The organism is Stenotrophomonas maltophilia, from assembly GCF_047497515.2.
Lineage (GTDB): Bacteria > Pseudomonadota > Gammaproteobacteria > Xanthomonadales > Xanthomonadaceae > Stenotrophomonas.
Window position 1 is genome coordinate 133,870 of record NZ_JAXAXL020000004.1, and the last position, 15,700, is coordinate 149,569.

The window sequence follows — 15,700 nt, forward strand, 5'->3', positions numbered from 1 at the left end:
GGTTGGGGGGCACGGGGTCAGATCCGTTTTCCGCCGGAAAACGGCTCTGACCCCATTTTGTTTGTCGATATCTGAAAGATGTGTCGACCAAGGTCGACACCTACCAACAGGCGCGGGGAACTGTCGGGGGTGGGGCGGTGTGGGCTTGCAGGACCGTTGGCGCCATGGATGGCGCCATCGAGCCCCCAGGGACGGGTTTACGGCGTGTCCTGCAAGCCCACACCGCCCCGCCCAACCAGCAGACACCCCAGAGCCAGCTGTTGCCTTTGACGTTGCTCTGGCCTGGAGCAGGTGCAGGGCGCAGCCCTGCCGCCCCCCCGCCGGGGTAAACTAGCCGGATGCCTTCCCGTCCCGCGCACGACCTGCTCCAACGCGTCTTTGGTTACGACGATTTCCGTGGTCCGCAGCAGGACATCGTGGAGCACGTGGCTGCCGGTCACGATGCCCTGGTGCTGATGCCCACCGGCGGCGGCAAGTCGCTGTGCTACCAGGTGCCGGCCCTGCTGCGTGACGGATGCGGCATCGTCATTTCGCCGCTCATCGCGCTGATGCAGGACCAGGTCGAGGCGCTGCGCCAGCTGGGCGTGCGCGCCGAGTACCTGAATTCAACCCTCGATGCCGAAACCGCCGGTCGCGTCGAGCGCGAACTGCTGGCCGGCGAACTGGACATGCTCTATGTCGCGCCCGAGCGCCTGCTGACCGGCCGCTTCCTGTCGCTGCTGTCGCGCAGCCACATCGCCCTGTTCGCCATCGACGAAGCCCACTGCGTGTCGCAGTGGGGCCACGACTTCCGCCCGGAATACCGCCAGCTCACCGTCCTGCACGAGCGCTGGCCGGACATTCCGCGCATCGCGCTGACCGCCACTGCCGACCCGCCCACCCAGCGCGAGATCGCCGAACGCCTGGACCTGGCCGAAGCCCGCCACTTCGTCAGTTCCTTCGACCGCCCCAACATCCGCTACACCGTGGTGCAGAAGGACAACGCCCGCAAGCAGCTGACCGATTTCCTGCGCGGCCATCGCAGCGAAGCCGGCATCGTCTACTGCATGTCACGGCGCAAGGTCGAGGAGACCGCCGAATTCCTCTGCGGCCAGGGCTTCAATGCCCTGCCCTACCACGCCGGCCTGCCGCCGGAGGTGCGTGCCAACAACCAGCGCCGCTTCCTGCGCGAAGACGGCATCGTGATGTGCGCCACCATCGCTTTCGGCATGGGCATCGACAAGCCGGACGTTCGCTTTGTAGCGCATACCGACCTGCCCAAGTCGATGGAAGGCTATTACCAGGAAACCGGCCGCGCCGGCCGCGATGGCGAGGCCGCCGAGGCCTGGCTGTGCTACGGCCTGGGCGACGTGGTGCTGCTCAAGCAGATGATCGAGCAGTCCGAAGCCAGCGAAGAACGCAAGCAACTGGAGCGTTCCAAGCTCGACCACCTGCTGGGCTACTGCGAATCCATGCAGTGCCGCCGCCAGGTGCTGCTGGCCGGTTTCGGCGAGACCTATCCCCAGCCCTGCGGCAACTGCGACAACTGCCTGACCCCGCCGGCGGCCTGGGATGCCACCGTCCCGGCACAGAAGGCGTTGAGCTGCGTCTACCGCAGTGGCCAGCGCTTCGGCGTCGGCCACCTGATCGACATCCTGCGCGGCAGCGAGAACGAGAAGGTCAAGCAGCAGGGCCACGACAAGCTGAGCACCTATGCGATCGGCCGCGACCTGGATGCGCGCACCTGGCGCAGCGTGTTCCGCCAGTTGGTGGCCGCCAGCCTGCTGGAAGTGGACAGCGAGGGCCACGGTGGCCTGCGCCTGACCGATGCCAGCCGCGCCGTGCTGACCGGCCGCCGCCAGATCAGCATGCGCCGCGATGCCGTCAGTACCTCCGGCGGCCGCGAACGCAGCGCGCAGCGCACCGGCCTGTCGGTGCTGCCGCAGGACCTGGCCCTGTTCAACGCCCTGCGCGGCCTGCGTGCCGAGCTGGCGCGCGAACAGAACGTGCCGGCCTTCGTGATCTTCCACGACAGCACCCTGCGCAACATTGCCGAACAGCGCCCGACCAGCCTGGACGAACTGGCCCGGGTCGGCGGCATCGGCGGAACCAAGCTGAGCCGCTACGGCCCCCGCCTGGTGGAGATCGTGCGCGAGGAAGGGTAACGCCGGGCCAACGTGGCGACGCCGTTTGTAGCGTCGAGCGTGTTCGACTGCTGTTGATTTCACGCCAGGAGCAGTCGAGCACGCTCGACGCTACAAACCCCACCCTGGTGTTGCTCCAACCTTGAACCGGCCGTTCAGCCGGAAGTGCATCCGGGCCCGCTTGCGGCTAAATTGACGCCCATGTCCCTGGCCTCGACCCTGCTCCGCGTCGTGCTCATGCTCAGCCTGTTGCTCAACGGGCTGAACGCGGCCATGGCCAGTGGTCACGAGGACATGGGCCGGATGGCCCACGCCGTGGCCGCCGCCGCAGAAGACGGCGAGGCCGACTGCCACCACCACGCCGGCATGCAGTCCGAACAGGCTCCGCAGGCCAAGGCCCCCGCCCACGACGCCCATTGCCAGATCAAGGACTGCGTGCGCAGCTGCGCGCAGCACCCGTTGCTGGTGGTGCAGCCGTTGCCGCACCTGGCTGGCCCGGGCCTGTCGCTGGCACCACAGCCGATGCCGGCCACGGGCCGCCCCGCGCCGCCGCTGCCGCCGATCTCACGCCCTCCCATCGGCTGATTCCACGCGTACCGTGCGCGCTGCGCACCAGAGCCGGCTGCTTGCCGGCATCTATCCGTGTCTGGAGTCACCACCATGAATACCCGCATTCCCCCCGGCCCGGGCGCTGTGCCCATGCCGTCGCGCCGCCTGTTCGTGCAGGGCGTGGCCGCCGGTGGCGTCGTCGCTGGCATTGCCGCCGTCGGCGTGCCGCAGCGCGCGCTCGCCGCCGCCACGTCCACGCCGCGCCTGGCCGGTGCCCCCGCCGTGCTCAGCGACACCCGCGTCGAGCTGTCCATCGGCGAATCTCTGGCCAACTTCACCGGCCGCACGCGCCCGGCGATCACCGTCAACGGCTCGCTGCCGGCACCGATCCTGCGCTGGCGCGAAGGCCAGAGCGTGGACCTGTTCGTGCGCAACACGCTGCAGCGCCACCCGACCTCGATCCACTGGCACGGCATCCTGCTGCCGGCCAACATGGACGGCGTGCCCGGCCTGAGCTTCAACGGCATCGGCCCCGGCGAGACCTACCACTATCATTTCGACCTCAAGCAATCGGGCACCTACTGGTACCACAGCCACTCGATGTTCCAGGAGCAGGCCGGCCTGTACGGCGCGCTGATCATCGACCCGGCCGAACCGGCGCCGTATCACCACGACCGCGAGCACGTGATCCTGCTGTCGGACTGGACCGACATGGACCCCGGCGCGCTGTTCCGGCGCATGAAGAAGCTCGCCGAGCACGACAACTACTACAAGCGCACGCTGCCGGACTTCGTGCGCGACGTGAAGCGCGACGGCTGGTCGGCCGCGGTGGCTGACCGCGGCATGTGGGGCCGGATGCGGATGACGCCGACCGACATCTCCGACATCAACGCGCACACCTACACCTACCTGATGAACGGTACGGCGCCGGCCGGCAACTGGACCGGACTGTTCCGCAGCGGTGAAAAAGTGCTGCTGCGCTTCATCAACGGCGCCTCGATGACCTACTTCGACGTGCGCATCCCCGGCCTGAAGATGACCGTGGTCGCCGCCGACGGCCAGTACATCCACCCGGTCAGCATCGACGAATTCCGCATCGCCCCGGCCGAGACCTATGACGTACTGGTGGAACCCACTGGCCAGGACGCGTTCACCCTTTTCTGCCAGGACATGGGCCGCACCGGCTTTGCCGCCGGTACGCTGGCGGTGCGCCACGGCCTGCAGGCACCGATTCCGGCGCGTGATCCGCGTCCGTTGCTGACGATGTCCGACATGGGGCATGACATGGGCGGCCACGCTGGCCACGACATGGGCGCGATGAAAAGCATGGAAGGCGGCTGCGGTGCCAGCATGGGGCATGGCGCACATGGCGCTGGCGATGCCGCCAGCAAGGCGCCGAAGCACCCGGCCAGCGAGCGCAACAACCCGCTGGTGGACATGCAGAGCTCAGCCACCGAGCCCAAACTGGATGACCCGGGTATTGGCCTGCGCGACAACGGCCGCCAGGTGCTGACCTACGGCGCGATGCACAGCCTGTTCGAGGACCCGGACGGGCGTGAGCCGGGCCGCGAGATCGAACTGCACCTGACCGGCCACATGGAGAAATTCTCCTGGTCGTTCGATGGCATCCCGTTCGCCAGCGCCGAGCCGCTGCGTCTGAACTACGGCGAGCGCATGCGCATCGTGCTGGTCAACGACACCATGATGCAGCACCCGATCCACCTGCACGGGGTGTGGAGTGACCTGGAAAACGCGCAGGGCGAATTCCAGGTGCGCAAGCACACCATCGACATGCCGCCGGGCACCCGCCGCAGCTATCGCGTGCGCGCCGATGCACTCGGCCGCTGGGCCTACCACTGCCACCTGCTGTACCACATGGAAGCGGGCATGATGCGCGAAGTGAGGATCGAAGAATGAGCCGCTCACTACTTTCCCCCAGCCTGCTGGCGCTGGGCCTGGTGGCCGCACTGCCGGCATTCGCGCAGTCGCATGCCGGGCATGACATGGCCGCGATGGACGCGCCTGCGAAGACTGCGGTAGCGCCAGCAGCGCAGGTCGATCATTCGAAGATGGACCACGCCACCATGGACCATTCGAAGATGGATCATTCGAAGATGGACATGGGCGCAGCGGATCACGCTGGCATGGACCACTCCAAAATGGACCACGCCGCGATGGGCCACAGCGCACCTGCACCAACCGAGCCACGCGAGCCGATCCCGGTCCCGACCGACGCCGACCGCGCTGCCGCCTTCCCGCCGATCGCGCATGGCGCGATGGAACATGCGCCGGAGATCAACAGCCTGCTGCTGATCGACCGGCTCGAGCACTGGGACGGCAAGAACAGCAACGGCCAGGCCTGGGAAGCGACCGGCTGGATCGGCGGCAACATCAACCGCCTGTGGCTGCGCACCGATGGCGAACGCAGCCGTGGCCGCACCGAGTCATCCTCGCTGGAAGCGTTGTACGGCCGCAGCGTGTCGCCGTGGTGGGACGTGCTGGTCGGTGTGCGCCAGGACTTCCGACCCGCCGACTCGCGCACGTGGGCCGCGCTCGGTATCCAGGGCCTGGCGCCGTACAAGTTCGAGAGCTCGGCCACGCTGTACATGGGCTCCGGCGGCCAGGTACTGGCCAAGGCCGAAGTCGAGTACGACGTGCTGCTGACCAACCGCCTGATCCTGCAGCCGTTGCTGGAAGCCACGGTGGCGGCCAAGGACGAACCGGAGTACGGCATCGGCCGTGGCCTGAACAAGGTGGAAGCCGGGCTGCGCCTGCGCTACGAGTTCAGCCGCCGCTTTGCGCCGTACATCGGCATCAGCCACGAACGCACGTTTGGCGACACCGCCGATTATGCCGGCGACCACGCGCGCGACACGCGCTGGGTGGCCGGTGTGCGCATGTGGTTCTGAGCAGCGGAGTGTGGGCAATCGCCAGCCCCGGCAGCCGCCGGGGCCGGCTACACTGCGCCACGTTCCAACGCAGGCCGCACCATGTCGTTGCAGATCCGCCGCGCCACCCTCGCCGATGTCGACGCGCTGTCGGCCATCGCCATCGCCACCTACAACGAAACCTGGGGCGACTCGTATCCGCCGCAGGAACTGCACGATTTCCTGCAGGCGCACTACAGCAGCGAACCGCAGCGCGCCGAGCTGACCGATCCGCGCAGTGCAGTCTGGCTGCTGATGGACGCCGACAACCTGGTCGGCTACCTGGCCGCCGGTGCCAACACCCTGCCGCATGCGGATGCGCGCGAGGGAGACATTGAACTGAAACGCTTCTACATCCTGGCCGCCTACCAGAACGGCGGCCATGGCGCGCGCCTGATGGACGCGTTCATGGACTGGCTGGACCACCCGCAGCGCCGCACCCTGTGGGTGGGCGTGTGGGAAGAGAACTTCGGTGCGCAGCGCTTCTACGCACGCTATGGCTGCAGCAAGGTGGGCGAGTATGAATTCATCGTCGGCGACACCCACGACCGCGAATTCATCCTGCGCCGGCCGTGATCACGGCCCTGTAGAGTCGAGCTTGCTCGACTACTGTCGGAACAGCCAGTCGAGCAAGCTCGACTCTACAAAGAGCGAACCGCTCAGAAATCGAACAGTTCGGACAGGAAGCTGTCCTTCTTCTTTTTCTTGTAGCCGTGACCGCGGTTGTCCTCATAGCGCTGGCCAAGGTGGCGGGTATCACGGTGCATCACCGGCGGCGGCGCGGAAGCCGGCTGCGGCTGCGGCTGTACAGGCGCAGGCGGTGGCACCGCCGCTCCGGCGCGCTCGATGATCTTGTCCAGCTCGCCACGGTCCAGCCACACCCCACGGCAACCGGGGCAATAGTCGATCTCGATGCCATGGCGCTCGGCCATCTGCAGGGTCTGGGTCGTGCACACGGGGCACAGCATGGGCATTGCTCCTGTCGGTCTGGCTTCGACTCTACCTGCACCGCGATGACTGTGCGGCAACGCATGACCGATGGCACAGGGACTTCCGGCTCGCGCCGGGGCCGCTGACGCGCCCGCACACTGCGCGTTGACCCGCAGGGAGCGCGCGCATGACCGTCCTGTCCCGCCTGCCCAATCCGGTGCGCCTGTTGCTGGTGCTGCTGGGCGTTGGCCTTGGCCTGAACCTGCGCGATATCGCCGCGTCCATCGGTACGCCGATCCCCGCCCTGCCCATCCCCTACGGCGGCAGCCTGCTCGACAACGCACTGGCGGTACTGCTGGCGCTGTTGCTGGCTGCGCTGCTGCGCCCCCGCGGCGTGGGCCTGTTCGCCAGTCTCGGGCTGCGCGGCAACGGCTGGAGCGGACCGCTGTGCGTGCTGCTGGCCAGCCTGCCCTGCTGGCTCGGCCTGGCCCTGCTGGGCACACCTAACACCGCACTGACCGTTCTGGACGCAGCAATGCTCGCGGTACTGTTCCCCGTGGCCGAAGAGGTGCTGTTCCGCGGCCTCGGCTTCGTGTTGCTGGTGAAGCTCGTGCGCGGCCCCTGGCCCCTGCTTGCGCTGCCGCAGGCGCTGCTGTTCGGCTGGGTGCACTGGCTGGGCTTCGGCGGCTTCGACGGCGGCGTCACCGCGCTGTTCATCGGTGCGGTGATCGCCTTGGGCGGCTTCATCTTCGCCTGGCTCGACCACCTCGACGGCGACACCCTGTGGTGCGGCCTGGTGCTGCATGTTTCGATGAACCTGGCCTGGAATGCATTCAGCCTGGATGACGCCGTCGCGCTCGGCTGGCAGGCCACCAGCCTGCGCATCGGTACGGCCCTGCTGGCGGTGGCCGCACTGGCCTGGCACAGGCGACGCCGGCGCCCGGCGCGCCTGTAACGCCCACTTAGCCTGCCGTGCACGCCGGTATCACTACCGGCTTGCGCATACTTGCGCGCCTTTTCACCGTTGCTGTCCGGAGTTGTCGCGTCATGTTGCTGTCCAAGCGCCACGTTGAACCCCGCGTCCTGCTGATCGAGGATGCGGAGGAAACCCGCGAACTGAGCCGGCTGGCGCTGGAAAGCCAGGCCTGCCATGTGGTGGGCGTCAGCTCGGCCGAAGCGGCGCTGGGCCTGCTGGCCGCCGGTGAGCGTTTCGACCTGCTGTTCACCGACGTCAACCTGGGCCCGATCAGCGGCATTGAAGCCGCCAACCGGGTACGCAGCCTGCATCCCCAGCTGCCGATCCTGGTCACCTCGGGCATGGACCAGCATGAGGTGCTGCCGCAACTGCGCGACGGCATCCACTTCCTGCCCAAGCCCTACAACATGAGCGAGCTGCTCGATGCCATCCGCCTATGCTTTCGCCACGCCGATGTGGGCGTGCTGACCGGACCGGACGCACAGGCGGCCTGAGGCATTGATCCACGCGTGGCGTGGATCTACGGGTGGCTGCAACCGCCCATCAACCGCCCGTATCACGCCATGCGTGGATTGAAACAGTAGATCCACGCCATGCGTGGATGGCACCCACCATCAACCGCTGCTGTACGGCCCGGTACCCGGGAACACCTTCAGCAGCGCGCGGGTGATCATGTCCGGGTAGACCGTGAAGTGGTCCTCGTCATCGATCACCATGTTCTCCACCTTCACCGATCGCCCACTATTGCGCAGCTGTTCGGCGAACTCGACGTTGTGGCGCAGCATGTCGTTGCGGGTGAAGTAGCGCGGCTCCGGCTTGACCGTTTCAAAGCTGCCCACCGACAGCACCACCGTGGTCGGCTGAGTCGGCGCCTTGGCCTCGGCCTGCATGCGCGGCACCCGATGATCATCAAACCACAGCGACGGACTGGACAGGATGTAGGTACGGAACATGTCCGGGCGCGTGGTCAGCACGTAGGCGCCGAACAGGCCCCCGTAGGAATGGCCGGCGTAGGCGCGCCGCGCCGGATCGGTGCGGTAGCGCGCATCGATCATCGGCAGCACCTGCTCGGCGAGGAAGTCGCGGTAATGCGCGGCGCCACCGTAGCTGACGTCATCACTGTAGTCACGATCGGTGCGCACCGGATCGCTCGGCGTGTAGTCCCGCGAGCGGCTCTGCTTGGAGGTCAGCCCTTCCTGCGGCGGCAGCCCGACCAGGATGAAATCCTCCAGGTTGACGCCCTTCTGCCCCACCATGTTGCGCACGCTGCGCACCAGCGGGAAGCTGTACAGCGCATCGGTCACGTACAGTACCGGGTAGTGCTTCTCCGGATGCGCGGCGTAGTCGGCCGGCAACGCCACCCAGACCGGATAATCGCGGCCGACCGGATCGTGCACGCGCAGCGCTTCGGTATCCGGCAACACCACACCCGGCGCAGCGGCTGCCGCGCTTTGCTTCGCTTCACTCTGCGTTGCCGGCGGCGACACCGACATCGCACAGCCACTCACGGCCAGGCAGGCCGCCACACTCCATCCACGCACACGCTGCATCCACACGCTCCCGTTGCGGGCGGCGTACCGGATGGCGCCGCTGCCGCATCCTTGCATGGCGTGCGGCGCGGTGCCAGTGCGGTCAGGGCGAGGCCGGCGGCGGTGCCGGGAACAGCGTGCGCAGCGCCTGCAATGCGGCCGGATGATAGATCGTGGCGTGGGTTTCCTCCGGCAGTGGCAGGTACTTCACCAGCGGCGACGGCGATGCCTGCTCAAGCAGCTTTGCCAGTTGTGCGGCGGAGGCCGCAAGCTCCGGTTGCCCGCTGCTGGCCAGGAACACGCGCGGCTGCGCACGCGTCACTGCTGGCAGCTGCTTGGCTGCACCGGCCAGCATCGCGCCGCGGTTCCACCACAGGCTCGGGTCCAGCGCGATGTAGCTGTTGAACAGGGTCGGTTCCTGCAACAGCGTTTCGACCACGAACAGGCCGGCCAGCGATTCGCCGATCAGCGCACGCTCGTCGGTGGTCGGGTAGCGCTGGCGCACCTGCGGCATCAGTTCATCGCGCAGGAAGCTGCGGTAGGCCGCCGAGCCGCCGATGCGCGGCGCGATCTTCTGGTCCTGCGGATCCTTGCTGGGGCCGGTCATGTCGCGGCGGCGTTCGGTGTTCTCGATGCCGACCAGCAGGAACGGACGCATGCTGCCGTTGCCACTCAGCACCTGCACCAGCCCGGCCACATGCAGGAAATCCTCGCCGATGCCGCCATCGGCCATGTACAGCACCGGCAGCGGCGCCTTCGGGTCCAGGCCCCACGGCTGCGGGCGGTAGACGTTGATGCGGCGGGTCTCGCCCAACGCCTTCGATTCGATGGTGAAGGTTTCGCCGATCACCAGCGGCGTGGCGGCAGCGGCCTGCGCGGACGGCACCGGTTCGGCGGCCATCAACGGCGCGGTGGAAACGGCGGACAACAACAGCGACAGCACGATCAGGCGCATGGGGTAGCCCATCCTGGGAAAGAGGCCGAGCATAGCGCCCTGCGGCAGGAATTGGCGGCTCCGGCACGCTCAACACCCCTGCCAGATGCGTAGATCCACACCCTGCGTGGATGGATCACTGTAGAGCCGAGCCCACGCTCGGCTCAGCACCCCACTCGAACCGCAGCCGAGCATGGCATGGCTCTACAGGGAGCCTGCACGGATGTGTCGCGTTCGCACCGGAAATTTGCCGTGTGACACGCTCACGCTGCTGCTGCGGATCATGGAAGTGAAGCCAGCTTTACACGCCCCAGTTCACAGCAAATGCGTCATCCGATGCGGCTTGCGCCATTCCACAACGCGATTCGCCAGGCCACCAGAACGGATGCGTCGCGTCCTGTCGCTCGCTGCATTCGGGCCCTCTGTGACAATAGTGTCGCGCTGCGGGTGGCAGAAATTTTTCCCACATTTCAGATTGAAATCCGCGCGCGGGCGTAACCACTATGCAGCGCCACCGACAACGGGTGGCACCGGGCCTGCAAGCCCGGGTAGGCAAATCGCATGTTGTTTGCGCTCACCCGTCGGCACTGTCTCTGGATAGTGCCGGCGGGTGATCCGTCGGCCTTTATGGCGGGCGGTGCGTGGGGGTCTTTGGACCCGCCGGTCAATTGCGATTTGTCTGCCGGCTTGCAGCCATGCACCGTCCGCCACCCGTCCTGCACGGTGGCGCTACCGCCCAATAGCCGAGGAATCCGAGATGACCCGACGTCCGCCCCAAGCGCCCTACTGCACCCCCGACAGCGTCAATGACGATGACAACCCCGCACCGGATCTCAGCACGTTCTGGGGATGCCTCAAGCGCATCCGCGATGGCGACGGCGCCGACGGCCTGCTCTGGCCGGAAACCAATCTGCCGCCCGGCCGTGATCAAGCGATGGCACGCGCGGAGCGTGCCGCCGTCGGCATGTTGACGGTAGCGGAAATGCTGCACGCCGCCGAACGCTGCCGGTAGATGGCCACACCCGACCGCCATCTGGATGAAGGGGTGGTCGATGGGTTGTTCTTCGCCTGCCGCGGGCTGGCAGAACTGGTGTGCCGGGACATCCGCCCGGCGTAGGCGCAGCAGCAGCGGTGCCAGCCATAGCTGGCCGCTCGTGGAGTGTACATATTTATGTACACATTGATACACTCATTCTGTTGCTGGCAAGCCAGCAACGCAAGGCCAGCAGGTATGCGCATGGAAGCGATCCTGAATGTGAAGTTCTACCGCTCATCCGCGGCCGATGAGCCCGTCCGGGCCTGGCTCAAGGAGGAGGTTTCCGCTGACGCCCGCAAGGCTATCGGCGGGGACATCAAGACCGTTCAGCTGGGTTGGCCCTTGGGCATGCCACTGGTGCGAAAGATGGATGACCGGTTGTGGGAGGTTAGAAGTTCTATCCCTGAGGGCATCGCACGCATCTTGTTCACAACCGTACAGCGGGACATGGTGCTGTTGCACGCGTTCGTGAAGAAGTCACAGAAGACCCCCACGTCAGACTTGGATCTGGCCAAGAAGCGCCGGGATGAGGTAATCAAATGAGCAAGAACAAACACGTTGGCTCAAGCTTTGATGACTTCCTTGAGTCCGAAGGCCTGCTGCAAGAGTCGGCATCATTGGCCATCAAGCGCGTGATTGCCTGGCAGGTTGCCGAGGCGATGAAGGCCGCCAACATCAGCAAGGCAACCCTGGCCAAACGCATGCATACCAGTCGCTCGCAGCTGGATCGGGTATTGGATGAAGCCGATACCGGTCTCACGCTCGATACGCTCAGCCGGACGGCTACCGCATTGGGCTATCGAATCAAAGTGGATCTGGTCGCGCCCAAGGCCGCTGAGCCCACGGCGCGAAGAAAGAAGAGCGCCGGGCCAAAGAACCACGTGGCGTGAATGCCGAGCACCCTGTGGTTGACTCGGGGCGTTGCATTGCGCAGCAACCGGTGTTCTGCAGGGAAAAAAGCGCCCGAGGGGCGCAAGTATCATTGAATGCAATGGTGGGCCGTGAAGGATTCGAACCTTCGACCAAAAGATTAAAAGTCTTCTGCTCTACCGACTGAGCTAACGGCCCATTGCACTGCCCCAGCCTTTCGGCGGGGTGGGCATTCTACCCTACTTTGGCGGGTCGCGTGAAACCCTGGTGTGTCGAGACTGCCGGCCAGCGGCCGGCACTACCCCGATCTGGGCCGACGGCTTAAACCTTTCAGACCGCCGCCGCATCCCAGCGGTGATCCCACTGCGGAATTCCGGATGCGTCTCCCCTTCAGCCTGCTTGCCGCCCTGCTGCTGCCCTGTGCGGCCCTGGCTACCCCGTCCCAGGTCGTCACCGACGATATCGCTCGCTTCTGGGCCACCTTCGACGCGGTGCGCGCCGAGCCCGATGCCGAACGCCAGGTCGCGCTGGTCCAGCAGCGCTACATCGATCCGGGCAGCCCCGGTCTGCATGCACTGATGCAGGTGCGCCACTACACCGCCCGCGAGTACGCCGAGGCGATGCAGGCGTGGCCGCGCTTCTGGGCCTCGGTGCGACCGCTGACCGCCAACGCGAAACAAGCCAGTGCCACGCTGGAACGGGACCTGGCCGCGTTCCGGGTGCTCTACCCTGCCCTGCGCCCGGCCACCATCACCTACGCGGTGGGGGTACTGCGCACTGGCGGCACCACGCTGGGTGACAAGGTGCTGATCGGCGCGGAGATGGCGCTGGGCGATGAGCGCGTGGACGTGGGCGAGCTGCCGGAGCCGATTCGCAGCCGCCTGCGGATCTTCTACGACAGCCGTCCGGGGGCGAACAACGCGCAGAACAACCTGCACGAGTACGTGCATACCCAGCAGCGCGAGACCACGGGCAGCCTGGCCCAGTACGCTGTGCGCGAGGGTGTGGCGGAGTACGTGGCCGAACGCATCAGCGGGCGCCGGCCGGCACTGCCCTTCTACGGCTACGGTGCAGCGCATGAAGCGGCCATCCGCACGCGCTTCATCACCGAGATGGACGGCGATGACCTGGATAACTGGCTGTACAACAATGCCCGCAACCCGTTCGGGGTCAGTGATGTGGGCTACTACGCCGGCTACCGCATCGCGCAGGAGTACATGCGGCAGCAGGCGGATGAGAAGGCCGGCATCGCGCGGATGATCGAGCTGGACTATGCCGATGCGGGGGCGGTGCGGGCGTTCATCGAGGCATCGGGGTGGTTGCAGCAGCGGTAGTGCCGGGCGAAGAGTGCGAACCAACGGTTCGCACCCACCACGTCCATCCGGTTCGCACCCACAGAGGGAGATTCGCACCCACCGGGAAAGCCGGCCAGCGACCGGCTCTACCGTGCGATCAGGCGTACAGCGTCGGGTCGGCCACGCCGGCTTCGGCGAACCCCTGCGCGCGCAGGCGGCAGGCGTCGCAGTGGCCGCAGGCGGCGCCGTTGGCGTCGGCGTTGTAGCAGGACACGGTCAGGCCGAAGTCCACGCCCAGGCGCACACCTTCGCTGACGATCTGGCCCTTGCTGAGGAACTGCAGCGGTGCGTGCACCTTGATGCCGGCGCCTTCCACGCCCGACTTGGTAGCGAGGTTGGCCAGTGCCTGGAACGCGGCCACGAACTCGGGGCGGCAGTCCGGGTAGCCGGAGTAATCCACGGCGTTGACGCCGCAGAAGATGTCGTTGGCGCCGAGCACTTCGGCCCAGCCCAGGGCCAGCGACAGCATGATGGTGTTGCGCGCCGGCACGTAGGTGACCGGGATGCCGGCACCCCCGGCCTCGGGCACGTCGATGTCATCGGTCAGCGCCGAGCCGCCGATGCTGCGCAGGTCCACGTCCACGGTCTTGTGCGCAACCACGCCCTGCGCCTTGGCCACGCGCGCGGCGGCATCCAGTTCGGAGGTATGGCGCTGGCCGTAGCGCACGCTCAGGGCATGCACGGCGAAGCCCTGTTCCTGGGCCATGGCAATGACGGCGGCTGAATCCATGCCGCCGGAGAGAAGCACGACTGCCTTCTTCATAGGTAAAACATCCGGTTGGGAGGGGAAAGCCAGCACGCTGTCCCGCGCCGGAACTACATCAGGGGACGCCGCCCAGGCTCATCGGCCCGGCTCGTCGTTCCACAGGATTTTATGCAACTGCATCTGGAAGCGCACCGGCAGCCGGTCTTCGACGATCCAGTCGGCCAGCTGGCGTGCGGTGATCTCGCCCTTGCTGGGCGAGAAGAACACGGTGCAACGCTTCACCAGGTCGTGCTCGGCCAACAGGGCCTTGGCCCAGTCGTAGTCTTCGCGGCTGCAGATGACGAACTTGATCTGGTCGCGGGTGGTCAGCAGCGGCAGGTTTTCCCAGCGGTTGCGCGCCACTTCGGCCGAACCCGGGGTCTTGATGTCGACCACGCGCGATACGCGCGGGTCGACCGCGCTGACGTCCAGCGCGCCGGAGGTTTCCAGCGAGACGTCCATGCCGGCATCGCACAGCTTCTGCAGCAGCACCAGGCAGCGCTTCTGCGCCAGCGGCTCGCCGCCGGTCACGCAGACGTGGCGCACGCCCTGGGCCAGCACCTCGGCCACGATGTCGTCGATATCCCACCAGGTGCCGCCGTGGAAGGCGTAGGCGGTGTCGCAGTACTGGCAGCGCAGCGGGCAGCCGGTCAGGCGCACGAACACGGTCGGCCAGCCGGCGGTATCGGCTTCACCCTGCAGCGAGGTGAAGATCTCGGTGATCTTCAGGCGCGGCAGCGGCGATTGCACGATGTCGCTGGGGGTGGCGACGGCGTTGGACGGGGTAACGGCGGTCATGGCAGACAATTCTTCATGGGACAGGCGATCGGTTTATCGTCGCCGGAAACGAAAGCAGCCGAGCATGGGCTCGGCTCTACAGGAGGCTGCCGGGAATCCGCCCAGCGCCAGGGTGCGTAGTGTACGCCCGGTCAGCGGATCAGCGGATCTGCTTGCCCAGCCGGATCGACTGCAGGCGGTCCTGCGCGGTACGCGCGGCGTCCGAGCCGGGGTATTGCGCCACAACGGTCTCCAGCGTCTGCTGGGCCTGGTCGACCTTGCCCTCGCCGTACTGCGAGAGGCCCACCTTGAGCAGGCCGCCAGCGGCCTTGTCGTGGGTCGGATAGCGCGACAGCAGTTCACGGAACTGGGTCTCGGCCATCGGGAAATTGCGGGTGGCGTAGTAGCTCTCGCCCAGCCAGTACAGCGCGTTCGGCGCGTAAACGCCGTTCGGATACAGCTGCAGGAAGCTCAGGAACAGCTGCGCCGAATCGTCGTACTTGCCGGCCTTCAGCGATTCGAAGGCCACGTTGTACGAGGTGCGCTCGTCGCCGGTGGCGGCGAGGCTGCCCGCATCACCATGGACGGAAGGCGGCCGCTCGGAAGTGGCCGCCGCTGCGGGTTTTGCCGGGGCCGGGGCGGCCTTCGGCGCGCTCGCCGGAACAGGCGGCAGGGCCGGGGCGGCAGTGCCCCCTTCCAACCGGTTCAGGCGGCTGTCCAGATCCAGGTACTGGTCCTGGGCGGACTGCTTGAGTTGGGCGTTGTCGTGCTGCAACTGCTCGATCGAGGCCTGCAGGCTGGTCACCTGCTGCCGCAGCTGGTTGATCTGGTTCAACAGGTCCTGGTTGGCACTGTTGTTGTACATCTGCTGCTCGAGCGCGCCGACACGGTCGGCCAGACTCTGTCGCTGTGCATGCGCCGGTGCGGCAGCCGCGAGGGCTGCCGCAAC

At 66.7% G+C, this 15,700-nt stretch carries 17 protein-coding genes and 1 tRNA gene; 11 read left to right on the top strand and 7 right to left on the bottom strand.

Going from position 1 to position 15,700, the window contains the following annotated elements:
• Window positions 1-338: 338 nt before the first annotated feature.
• The 5 genes from recQ (at window position 339) to ACMZPQ_RS09125 (ending at window position 6,175) form a co-directional block, all read left to right on the top strand.
• Entirely contained in the window at window positions 339-2,144 is a 1,806-nt protein-coding gene (gene recQ / locus ACMZPQ_RS09105) for a DNA helicase RecQ (RefSeq protein WP_197583390.1), read from the top strand.
• A gap of 180 nt (window positions 2,145-2,324) precedes the next feature.
• Window positions 2,325-2,708, top strand: a complete 384-nt coding sequence (locus ACMZPQ_RS09110; RefSeq protein ID WP_197583391.1) for a CopL family metal-binding regulatory protein — start codon at window positions 2,325-2,327, stop codon at window positions 2,706-2,708.
• 75 nt (window positions 2,709-2,783) lie between these two features.
• Window positions 2,784-4,589, top strand: coding sequence for a copper resistance system multicopper oxidase (locus ACMZPQ_RS09115; protein ID WP_197583392.1), 1,806 nt, complete (start codon window positions 2,784-2,786; stop codon window positions 4,587-4,589).
• Window positions 4,586-5,581, top strand: a complete 996-nt coding sequence (locus ACMZPQ_RS09120; protein ID WP_197583393.1) for a copper resistance protein B — start codon at window positions 4,586-4,588, stop codon at window positions 5,579-5,581. Before ACMZPQ_RS09115 ends, ACMZPQ_RS09120 begins: the two co-directional genes overlap by 4 nt.
• An 81-nt stretch (window positions 5,582-5,662) precedes the next feature.
• Window positions 5,663-6,175, top strand: a complete 513-nt coding sequence (locus tag ACMZPQ_RS09125; protein ID WP_197583394.1) for a GNAT family N-acetyltransferase — start codon at window positions 5,663-5,665, stop codon at window positions 6,173-6,175.
• 83 nt (window positions 6,176-6,258) lie between these two features.
• On the opposite strand, the gene ACMZPQ_RS09130 is transcribed toward ACMZPQ_RS09125, so the two are convergent.
• Window positions 6,259-6,567: a zf-TFIIB domain-containing protein gene (locus ACMZPQ_RS09130; protein ID WP_197583395.1), complete on the bottom strand. Its 309-nt coding sequence runs from the start codon at window positions 6,565-6,567 to the stop codon at window positions 6,259-6,261.
• 149 nt (window positions 6,568-6,716) lie between these two features.
• Here ACMZPQ_RS09130 and ACMZPQ_RS09135 point away from each other — a divergent pair, with 149 nt between their 5' ends.
• A complete protein-coding gene (locus tag ACMZPQ_RS09135) occupies window positions 6,717-7,484 on the top strand; it encodes a CPBP family glutamic-type intramembrane protease (RefSeq protein ID WP_197583396.1) in 768 nt (255 codons plus the stop codon).
• A 92-nt stretch (window positions 7,485-7,576) separates the two neighbouring features.
• Complete coding sequence (locus ACMZPQ_RS09140; RefSeq protein WP_053450565.1) at window positions 7,577-7,999, top strand: response regulator; 423 nt, start codon at window positions 7,577-7,579, stop codon at window positions 7,997-7,999.
• A 120-nt stretch (window positions 8,000-8,119) separates the two neighbouring features.
• On the opposite strand, the gene ACMZPQ_RS09145 is transcribed toward ACMZPQ_RS09140, so the two are convergent.
• Window positions 8,120-9,055 carry an alpha/beta hydrolase gene (locus tag ACMZPQ_RS09145; RefSeq protein ID WP_197583397.1) on the bottom strand — a complete coding sequence of 312 codons (936 nt, stop codon included), beginning with the start codon at window positions 9,053-9,055 and terminating at the stop codon, window positions 8,120-8,122.
• A gap of 82 nt (window positions 9,056-9,137) precedes the next feature.
• Entirely contained in the window at window positions 9,138-9,989 is an 852-nt protein-coding gene (locus tag ACMZPQ_RS09150) for an alpha/beta hydrolase (protein WP_197583398.1), read from the bottom strand.
• A gap of 736 nt (window positions 9,990-10,725) precedes the next feature.
• Here ACMZPQ_RS09150 and ACMZPQ_RS09155 point away from each other — a divergent pair.
• From ACMZPQ_RS09155 to ACMZPQ_RS09165, 3 genes are all read left to right on the top strand, one after another.
• Window positions 10,726-10,980, top strand: coding sequence for a hypothetical protein (locus ACMZPQ_RS09155; protein WP_312646596.1), 255 nt, complete (start codon window positions 10,726-10,728; stop codon window positions 10,978-10,980).
• 225 nt (window positions 10,981-11,205) lie between these two features.
• Entirely contained in the window at window positions 11,206-11,547 is a 342-nt protein-coding gene (locus tag ACMZPQ_RS09160; RefSeq protein ID WP_197583399.1) for a type II toxin-antitoxin system RelE/ParE family toxin, read from the top strand.
• Window positions 11,544-11,894, top strand: a complete 351-nt coding sequence (locus ACMZPQ_RS09165; RefSeq protein ID WP_197583400.1) for a helix-turn-helix domain-containing protein — start codon at window positions 11,544-11,546, stop codon at window positions 11,892-11,894. The genes ACMZPQ_RS09160 and ACMZPQ_RS09165 overlap by 4 nt, the downstream gene beginning before the upstream one ends.
• Window positions 11,895-11,996: 102 nt before the next feature.
• Here the strand turns inward: ACMZPQ_RS09165 and ACMZPQ_RS09170 are convergent.
• Window positions 11,997-12,072: transfer RNA gene (locus ACMZPQ_RS09170), tRNA-Lys, on the bottom strand.
• A gap of 179 nt (window positions 12,073-12,251) precedes the next feature.
• Between ACMZPQ_RS09170 and ACMZPQ_RS09175 the strand changes: the two genes are divergently transcribed.
• The gene (locus ACMZPQ_RS09175; RefSeq protein WP_197583401.1) at window positions 12,252-13,208 is read left to right on the top strand and encodes a DUF2268 domain-containing putative Zn-dependent protease; all 957 of its coding nucleotides are present in this window, start codon (window positions 12,252-12,254) and stop codon (window positions 13,206-13,208) included.
• Window positions 13,209-13,326: 118 nt separating this feature from the next.
• Here ACMZPQ_RS09175 and queC read toward each other — a convergent pair whose 3' ends face one another.
• The 3 genes from queC to ybgF form a co-directional block, all read right to left on the bottom strand.
• Window positions 13,327-13,992, bottom strand: coding sequence for a 7-cyano-7-deazaguanine synthase QueC (gene queC / locus ACMZPQ_RS09180; protein ID WP_014038216.1), 666 nt, complete (start codon window positions 13,990-13,992; stop codon window positions 13,327-13,329).
• A 78-nt stretch (window positions 13,993-14,070) separates the two neighbouring features.
• Window positions 14,071-14,772 carry a 7-carboxy-7-deazaguanine synthase QueE gene (queE, locus tag ACMZPQ_RS09185; protein ID WP_197583402.1) on the bottom strand — a complete coding sequence of 234 codons (702 nt, stop codon included), beginning with the start codon at window positions 14,770-14,772 and terminating at the stop codon, window positions 14,071-14,073.
• 139 nt (window positions 14,773-14,911) lie between these two features.
• Window positions 14,912-15,700: tol-pal system protein YbgF (gene ybgF, locus ACMZPQ_RS09190; RefSeq protein ID WP_495495828.1), on the bottom strand; the 789-nt coding region annotated here is incomplete at its 5' end.